A 9,174-nucleotide genomic window follows, 5' to 3' on the forward strand; every position below is an offset into this window, starting at 1 on the left:
CGTCCGGCGCAATGGCCATCGACAGCGCGCGGCATCGATGCTTTGCATTCTGCCCTTCTCCGTCGGTCCTACGAGATACTGCTCGTCCGTTACTGGTATGAGCCATCCGACGTTTTTGCCATCCAAGGCTATTAGGCTGTATCCTTCGCCACGGAATCCTGGCGTGCCACTTACATGTGGCAGCTTTGGATCCAAGCGTTTTGGGTTCGATAGAGTTCTGGCGATAGTCATATCATTTCCTTCTTGTTCTTGTCTCGAGGTGATGCCGCAATGAAAAAAATTATTCTCACACTGGTGACCTCGGTGGCCGCCTGTGCTTTCTGGTCTGCCGGGGCACTGGCACAAGACCGTGAACTGGTAGTGGCATCGAGTGCCACTTACACCCCGTTCGCGTTCGAAAACAAGGACAAGCAGATCGTCGGCTTCGACATCGACATCGTCAATGCCATCGCCCGGCAGCAGCATTTGAAACTGCGTATTGTGAATACGCCGTTCACCAGCATCTTTGCGTCGCTCAACAATGGCGATGTCGACTTCGTGATCTCCGGCGTCACTATCAACGACAAGCGCAAGCAGAGTTTCGACTTCTCGGCACCGTATTTCGATGCCCGCCAATTGATTGCCGTGCCCAAGAACAGTCCGGTGAAATCGCTAAAAGATTTGGACGGCAAGAAGGTCTCGGTGGTCAGCGGCTCGACGGCCGACGATGTCATGAGCCGTGAAGTGGGCAAGACCAATCCGAATATCCGCCGTTTTGAGAGCACGCCGCTCATTATCTCCGAGCTGGCTTCGGGCGGCGTGGATGCGGCAATTGGCGACAACGGTGTCATCGCCTACCGCGTATCGCAGAATCCCGGCCTCAAGACCGTCGAAGATGCGAACTTCCCCCAGGAGTACTATGGCATCGTCGTGCGCAAGGGCGATAAGGCCTTGCTGAACAAAATCGACGCCGGTCTCGCTGCGATCCGTGCCGATGGCAGTTACAACGTAATCTATAAGAAGTGGTTCAATCAGGACTTCAAGCCTTAATCATGGTGTGATGCGGCCTCGCGCGAGCGTCTCGCGCGGGCCGTCGCGCAAACAAGACCTTGGCCGCGCTGCGGCCGTTTCGTTTTTTAAAGCGAACATGGAAGACAGCAATCCGATATTGTGGTTCGGGTGGTTCCGCCCCGACGTCCTGGTGGAGTACAAGCAACTGTTCTTGCAAGGCGCGCTCGTCACCGTCGGCACGACCGTGGTCTGTGTGCTGATGGGCTGCGCCTTGGGCCTGCTGTTGGCGCTGGCGCGGCTGGCGGAGGCGAGACATCAGCCGTGGCGGGCGGTGTGCCAATACCTGCTGCGCTGGCCGTCGACCGCCTACGTCAGCTTTTTTCGCGGCACACCGCTGTTCGTGCAGATTTTGCTGATGCATTTTGCGGTGATGCCGGTATTTATTCACCCGGTACACGGGCTTCTGATCAGCGGCGATCTGGCTCGCACGCTGAAGCAGGATCACGGGGCTCTGATCTCGGGCGTGGTGGCACTGACGCTGAACTCCGGCGCGTATATTTCGGAAGTGTTTCGCGCCGGCATCCAGTCGATTTCACGCGGGCAGAAGCAGGCGGGCCTGTCGCTGGGCATGACGTATGGACAGACGATGCGTTATGTCGTGATCCCGCAGGCGTTTCGGCGCATGCTGCCGCCGCTGGGTAACAACATGATTTCGCTGCTCAAGGACACGTCGTTGGTCTCGGCGATCGGCCTGGGTGAGATGGCCTATGCCGCGCGCACCGTGGCCGGTGCATACGGCCGCTACTGGGAGCCGTACCTGACCATAGCCGCAGCGTATTGGCTGATGACGTTCGCGCTGACGATCGGCCTGCACAAGCTGGAGCATCACCTGGCACGAACAGATCGCGTCGCGCACTGACATTGAAAGATTGGACCGCGCAGGAAAGCTGGGCTATATGGAAGTAGCAGCATCTGGCGTGCATGCGCTTATTCCATGGCTCTCGAGGCCGTTACAGGTATTTCGTGGAGGCGCGTGCGAATCCCCGTAGCTGGATCGAGGTTCTTCTCGCGAGCAAGGCGCTCGACCAGCTTCTCGTCGGGTTTCTGCGGCGGCCGGGCGGCGTCCTGTTGCTTTTGCCATTGGAACGTGCCGTCCCACTCCGGCAGCTTCGCGGGAGGTAGCGGCACGATCTGGTTGAGGTCGGGGAGCTTGGGATTCAGGCCGTCGTTATCGTCGATAAACTTACCGACCTGCTTATAGCGGCGTGATCGCTCGGAGTCGTTCTTGACGCCAAGGTAGTAAAGCTTATCCGATGGATTGCTGCTGAATCCATTCGCCAAAAACCTGGCCGATTGTGAAGCTCCTGCACGTACCCCGCTTTGAAATGCCTTGGCCGCTTCAGTGAATTGCTTTTCAGCTTGGTAGTCGATGCCTAGCGTGCTGGCCGCATCACCAAATCCTTGGTCCATCGCACACTTACGCATCTCCTTCGCGATATCCGGTGCTCGGTCCAGCGGCGCAAGCAGATCGCCAACATAAGATTGCGCGTTGGGGTTGCCCAGATCGGCGGCCTTGCGGAAATAGCGTCGGGCCTTGTCCGCGTCCTGTTCGACCCCGTATCCCTCTTCAAGATAATGGCCCATGTCGTAGTACCCACCCGGGACACCGGCATTGATTAACTGCGTCGCAAGATCGATGGCTTCGCTGGGGGCATCGGGTGACGACGCGAAGCCGTCCGTGAGTAAGCCCTGAAGATTATTGTTGGCTTTGTAGTGACCATAGGCTGCGGCAATGCGGTAATAACGGGCAATTGCATCAAAGTCCTTTGGACCGTCCTTTTTTTCCAGGTAGCGTCCGTACCTGAACAACAGGTCGGCGGTCGGATCAAGCGCCGGCAAGTGATCGGTTTCATGGGTACAGGTGAAAGCCAATTTGGCGCGTACGGCAGACATGTCGGAAGCTGAGGGTACTGAATTTTCCTTATTTGAACAGGCACACAACATCGACGCGAGACAAATGGCTAACGGGACTTTTTTCATGGATCAATCCATCCGGCTCTGCTTCACTACAACCGGTCAATGTAGGACTGGAGTGTCCATTCCTCGTTGGTGCGGTGTACGCGCATGCCGAGCAGCCAGTCCAGGCCCGGAATGGGACGAGGATCGTTCAGGGCAAGTTGCGGCATCGTCTCGCCTTTCCTGAAACGGCGCGTCGCGTCGTAGCTGACTGATGCGAATCGCCGGACACACCATACACCGTCCTGCGGGCACACTTCGCCGGGGTGTACAACCGTACCCAGCGGTACGCGGCTGTCCTGTTGCTTTTCATGCTCGGTGTTGAGTCGAATGCCTGTCGCGGGATCGAGGTTCTTCTCGCGAGCAAGGCGCTCGACCAGCTTCTCGTCGGGTTTCTGCGGCGGCCTGGCTGCATCCTGTTCCTTCTGCCACTGGAACGTGCCGTCCCACTTGGGCAGTTTCGCGGGCGGTAGCGGCACGATCTGGTCGATGTCGGGGAGCTTGGGATTCAAGCCGTCATTGGCATCGATGAAATCGCCGATCAATTTGTACCGCCGTGAGCGCTCGGGGTCGTGTGGAAGCGCGAGATAATTTAGCCGATCGCTGTCGGATGGGCCATTAAAGCCCTCTTGAAGTGCCAGTGCCGATTGTGCGTCGCCCGCCGCTACGCCCATCTGAAATGCTTTGACGGCGTCTGGGAAAAGTTGGTCCGTCGCAAAGTCGATACCTAGATAGTTAGCCGCCTTACCGAGTCCTTGGTTAGCCGCGCATTGGCTCATTTGACGGGAAATCTCAGGCGCTTTGTCCCGAGCAGAAAGGAGATCGGCGACGTAATACTGTGCATCGGGACTACCAAGGTCCGCTGCCTTGCGGAAATAGCGACGGGCTTTGTCCGAATCTTGCTCAACCCCGTAGCCTTCTTCCAGATAGTGGCCCATGTCGTAATAGCCACCGGGCACTCCCGCCTTAATCAACTGCAGGGCGAGATCGATGGCTTCGCTAGGTGCATCAGGTGAAGACGCCTGACCCGATGTCAGAAGATTCTGGAGATTGTTGTTGGCTTTGTAGTGACCATAGGCTGCGGCAATCCGGTAATAACGGGCAATTTTGTTAAACTCTTTTGGACCGTATTCCTTTTCCAAGTAACGCCCATACTTGAACAATTGGTCTGAAGCCGGGTCAATCGAGGGCAAATGGTCGGCTTCATGCGTGCACGTAAAAACCAGTTTAGCGCGCACAGCAGCCATATCGGAAGCTGAGGGCATGAGATTATCCTTTTTCGAGCAAGCACACAGGGAAAGTGCAAGGAACACAATTGTCAACATTTTCCTCATGGATCAATCCATGTTGCTTCGGTTTGCTGACGCGCGTGAAAAACCAATAAGGGAGGCTACCGGAGGTTGACCAACCTTCTGAAATCTCGCGTTGCGCTCGATAGTGCGACCCCATCGTTTATATGCTTCCTGGGGATCATCCTGCGCTCCCGTCCCTCCGGTGTGGATATTCCACAGCTTCCTACGCAGCGGCTGCGTCACACCCATATGCTCATGACAGATATTCATTTCACTATCCACTTCCATGCTGCGCGTGTTGATGTTCGCCGAGCCATGCGTGAGGAACACATCATCGATAATCATGATCTTGCTGTGGATATAAACCGGCATCCAGTTGTTACCCGGCGAATCCGGTGCCACCAGCGTACAGATATGGATCTTCAGACCGGGTATATCCTTCGGTGTGAGCGGCCCGTTACGGCCCTGTCGAGCCTCGTCAAGCTTCTTCTGGGCCGCCTTCTGCCGTGCGGGGGCGTCAGCATCAGAACTCATCCGTGCAAGCGCAAGTTCATTCGCCGCACTCGCGACATCATGCTGTTGCTGGATATCCTGATTTTGTTTCGCCATACCGGACATAAGGTTCGCCTGTCCAAGACTGTCCAGCATCTTGTAGGTGCTGTCGGTGCCAACGCCCATGCCGTCATCGCTTGAGTTGGTCACAACGAAAAGATATATCGGCCCGTGTTTTCCAGGGTCGCGCCCCCACTCAAGCTGCTTCGCGGCAGCTTCCTTGATCTTCGCCGCCAACGGCTCCCAGCGAAAATACTGATTCTCGATGTAAATAAACTTCGTCGCGTTGCACGCCGCCTGAAGGTAAAGCGACTTGATGTCCTGCTTGCCTTCCTGAGACTGAGTGCGCGTAATCTGCGCCATGACAGGCGTTCCGGAGTCCTGACGCACCGTCAGTCGCGTTGCCAACGCCTTACGCTTGGTCAGCAGATCGACCTTTGCATTGTGCTTCCACGCGTTACAAAAATTGGCGTTGAGGCATTCCAGAATCGGGCCGGTGATGATGCTTGACATATCCTGACGCGGTGTTTCGCCGTTGCGTCCAAAGCGCGCATTCATCCGGGCGTACCGATGCGCGTCATCGTCCCAATAAGCATCGAGTGTATTGTGTCCCATGACGAACCCGACCGCATGCTCAGGGGCTTCGTAGTCGACGATCACCATCTTCTGGTGGTGCGACGGCCCTCCACCGAAACCCACTGTGACTGCCGCCTCACTCAGCCCCTTGTCCGCTCGCCGCAGAGTTTCCCGGTACATAATCTCGACACGGTCTGCCAGGGAAAAATCGCGGGTTACGAGCTCGATGTTTGTCAGCGGCTGCGCTGCCAGTTTCGGCGCAGGCGATGAATTTGACGAGGCGGCTCTCATATGCGCGCGCAGGTCGTCCGACAAAGCCTCCTGTTCCGGCGACGCGGCGATTCGCGCGCGGTAATACCAGGCGCGGTCATACTCGCGCTGCGTAGTATTCTCGTTTTGAGTTTTTGCACTCCGCAGAAGGTCGTATCCCGGATTTTCGTTTTCGATGAATTGTCCAACAGCAAATGAGTCTGCCCAGACCAACAGGCGAACCTCCACGCCTTCCTGCCCCTTCCTGGCGAGCAGATCACCAATGCACTGCGAATTGCCACCATCCCGCTTGAAATACATCGATGGCTGGAAACCCCAACAGATGTAATCGATGGTGTGCCTGGCGTTCTCGATCGCATCGTATAACGCGCCGAACGCCTCCGCGCCGTTAACCAGAGGACGATACGATGCCGCCATTGGAGGATACTCAGTGAGTTGCACGAACCAGGGCGTGCATATCAGCGCCGACGACGTGTGATCGAGTGCGATCGGCGTCACAATAGAAGAAGACTTGCTCAATTTTTTATTGCTCCGCTTCGGGGTTGAGCACTGTGTTGTACCTCTGCCTGTTCAACGCACGGTCTCCAGGTGGATTGATATCGCCTGATGGCTGACTTTCATGGAAGTGAAAGCCCTGGTTCGCAAGATCGCCATTCGCTGCGTCACCGCGATATGTCCTGCCAACAGGAATCGTATGTTGGATGCCGCTTGCGAGTTCGAGCGTGTACTGCTGGGTCGTGGGATGATGATCGACCTGCAGTCGCCCGGTTTCATCGAGTACGCCCTGTTTCACCATTGCGCCAGCGGCGAACAGCTTGTAGGGCATGCCTGCGGGAATCGCAGCCCGCGACGCGGGTGATGCGGACGCGTAAATCGTGAGAGGCGTGGTTGGCATACCGGCGAGCGCGGGGTGGTTCAGGTCCAGCGGCATGTTCAGCGACGCCTTGCCCTGCTTCTGGACCGTGATCGTCTTGATGAACAGATCAAGCGGGCCGCCTACCGTAATGTTGCCGTCCTTCATGTGGATGAACGCGCCGCCTGATCCGAGCGTCAGTTCCTTCTTCGCTACGATACGGGCCGTGCCGTTGACGCTCGACACGGTAATGTCCTGGTCCGCGATCAGCGACATGGCATCGGTCTGCGCCTGAATTTCCACCGGACCTTTCGCCGCGAAAATCTTGATGCCAAGTTCTTGGGCGAACAGTGACAGCTTTTCGCCCGCCGCAACCGTGAAGCGCTTCAGCACGCTCCAGTCGGCATTTTTCCCGGCCACGGCGTTGATGTTCTCCCGCGCCGCGAACTGCATGCCCTGGCCCGCGACGATGGCAGCGGAGGCGGCCGTGCTCATCAGCATACCAGGCTTGTTCAGGCCGTCCAGGTCGTTCTTTATCTGCTGCTGTGCGTCCGTGTCGGCGGGTTCGGCCTTTGCGCTGCTAGCGGACGCGGCGAGCGCCTTCGCGGTCGCCAGCGCGCTCTCAAGCTGCGCGATGGTCTCCTGCATGTCGAGCTGCTTGCCGGTCGCACCGGGACGGTCGTAGGTCGTGAACATCATGCCCTTGCCCGCGCGGTTCACGCCGTAACCGGACGTGCGGGCTTCAAAGCCTTCGCCCCTGTACTGCAGCTTGTTGTTGACCAGGTAGCCCAGATTCAGTTGCGACTTGCCCGAATGTTCCGTGCTCAGTTTGATGCCTTCCTGGCCCGCCCAATCCTCCATGCGCAGCTTGTTATTTTTCTGCGTGCGGATCATGTTGCGCGAGAGCCAGCGCCGGTCATTCGTGACCAAATCGCGCGCCTGGCTATGGTGGTGGAAGGCGCTGATTTCCGGCTTGTCCGGGTCGCCGTCACGGCAGGTAATGACGGCTTCTGCATCGTCCAGCGCCGGGAAGTGCATACCGGTTTGCAGTTTGCCCGCGAAGGGTTTTGCCAGGCGCAGCGGCACGCTCTCGCCGCCATTGGGCCACGTCTCGAAGTCCGAATCGAAGCGGACCGTATAGTGGCCGTTGGCGGTGATGTATGCGTAGGAATATCTGTCGGGGCTTGTGACGCGGGCAGAGAGTGTGCCGGTCACTTTGGCCCATGATTCCTGTTCAAGCTTGAGGCGAAAGCGCCGGTCTGCGGGTATCGCCTTGTAGCCGTTCGAATAGGATGCGTCACGCGCGCCGCTGTGCGTGACCTCGACGATCACCTGACCTTTGGGCGCATCGGGCAAGGTGGTGTCCATCTCCAGCACGCTCGCGCACTGCAGCGCCAGCACGTTGCTCTCGCCCTCGTACACGATCTGCCACGCGATGGCCGCTTCGTGGCGAAGCTGCGCCTCCCACTTCGCGCCCGCCTGGTCCAGGTGGTGCGTAGCGTAGATATACGCCTGGCCGTAGGTGGTTGTATCTTGCGGCGCGACGTTGGCTTCGTCGCGCAAACGCTCCCAGGCCTGGGCCGGGTTGTAATCCGCCACGATGAACGATTGCGGCACCGTCACGGTATGGGTTTTGATCGCCGTAACCGCCTCCACGCCGCCCGCTTCGAGTCCCGCCGCCTCGCGGTACGGCACCGCCCGTCGGGGATCGTCGTAGATGTAATGGTCGATATCGTCGCCAAATACGACCACGTCGCCGTGCTCGTCTTCGCAGAGATAGCAATAGATGCCGGCTTTCTGCATCAGCATCTGCACATAGGCCAGATCGGTCATCTGGTGCTGCATGCGCAACAGGTGCTTGGGGTATTGCCCGCGCAGACGGAACCGGAATTGATGCTCCCTTAATCCGTGACTGCGGAGGATCGCCGCAATAATGTCCGGCGTTCTCACTTGCTGGAAAATCTTGCGGCGCGTCACCGCTTCCAGCCGCGCGAAGTGCGATTTAAGGACTGTCTCGTATTGGGTGTAGTCCTTGGTGGTCTGCACCGTCGAAAACCGCGCGATAAAGCCGGAAAACTTCCGCACGGTCCCGTCGTCCGACACGATGGAAAACGTTGCGTCGCGGTTGAGATAGTCGGCGCGCGCAAGCCGCTGCGGGTGCGTCAGTTCGATGCGCACTTCGGTGGGCGCGCCCATCTTCTCCGTGGCCTCGAACGACACGACTGACAGCGCTGCCGCGCTGTCCGTGCCGGGCACGTCGAGGTGATACGCCTGCCGCCCCGTGATGCCCCGCCACAATGAATCGAATTCCGCCATGCCTTCTCCCTGGAAGTTCTGCAGCACGCGGACACACCAAAATCGCGACCTGCCTGCAGACGGATCGACGCTAGAGCACCTCTGCCCTTAATACAATCGGATAAGGATGAACAATGGTTAAGTCGCCATGCGAGGCAAGTAATCCTCACAAAAATTGACATTCAACAAGAAGCGTCTGATATGGCGGGGCGGATTCAACCGGTGGATGCAACACACTTAAGACTGCACAAGCAGCTGGGAGTGTTGCAAATGAAACAGCGACGGCGGATTTATTACAGCGAGAAGCAGAAAGCGCTGATGTGGGAACGT

5 protein-coding genes and 1 pseudogene are annotated in these 9,174 nt (G+C 57.8%); 2 read left to right on the forward strand and 4 right to left on the reverse strand.

Translation table 11 applies throughout. The annotated features are described in order from the left end of the window. The first annotated feature begins 270 nt into the window (after positions 1–270). On the forward strand, positions 271–1,029 hold the full coding sequence (locus ABQJ48_RS23450) for a basic amino acid ABC transporter substrate-binding protein (protein ID WP_367840381.1): 759 nt from the start codon (positions 271–273) through the stop codon (positions 1,027–1,029). A gap of 97 nt (positions 1,030–1,126) precedes the next feature. Continuing rightward, positions 1,127–1,909, forward strand: a complete 783-nt coding sequence (locus tag ABQJ48_RS23455) for an amino acid ABC transporter permease (RefSeq protein WP_367840382.1) — start codon at positions 1,127–1,129, stop codon at positions 1,907–1,909. A gap of 119 nt (positions 1,910–2,028) precedes the next feature. Here ABQJ48_RS23455 and ABQJ48_RS23460 read toward each other — a convergent pair. The 4 genes and pseudogenes from ABQJ48_RS23460 to ABQJ48_RS23475 form a co-directional block, all read right to left on the reverse strand. Beyond that, positions 2,029–3,030: pseudogene (locus ABQJ48_RS23460) on the reverse strand (SEL1-like repeat protein); the annotation flags it as partial. Positions 3,031–3,056: 26 nt separating this feature from the next. Then, a complete protein-coding gene (locus ABQJ48_RS23465; protein WP_367840384.1) occupies positions 3,057–4,340 on the reverse strand; it encodes an SEL1-like repeat protein in 1,284 nt (427 codons plus the stop codon). Between the two features lie 3 nt (positions 4,341–4,343). Next, positions 4,344–6,215, reverse strand: a complete 1,872-nt coding sequence (locus tag ABQJ48_RS23470) for a phospholipase D-like domain-containing protein (protein WP_367840385.1) — start codon at positions 6,213–6,215, stop codon at positions 4,344–4,346. Between the two features lie 4 nt (positions 6,216–6,219). Then, a complete protein-coding gene (locus tag ABQJ48_RS23475; protein ID WP_367840386.1) occupies positions 6,220–8,865 on the reverse strand; it encodes a type VI secretion system Vgr family protein in 2,646 nt (881 codons plus the stop codon). Positions 8,866–9,174: the final 309 nt, after the last annotated feature.

It is taken from the genome of Paraburkholderia suaedae (assembly GCF_040812055.1).
In the GTDB taxonomy this organism is placed as follows: domain Bacteria; phylum Pseudomonadota; class Gammaproteobacteria; order Burkholderiales; family Burkholderiaceae; genus Paraburkholderia.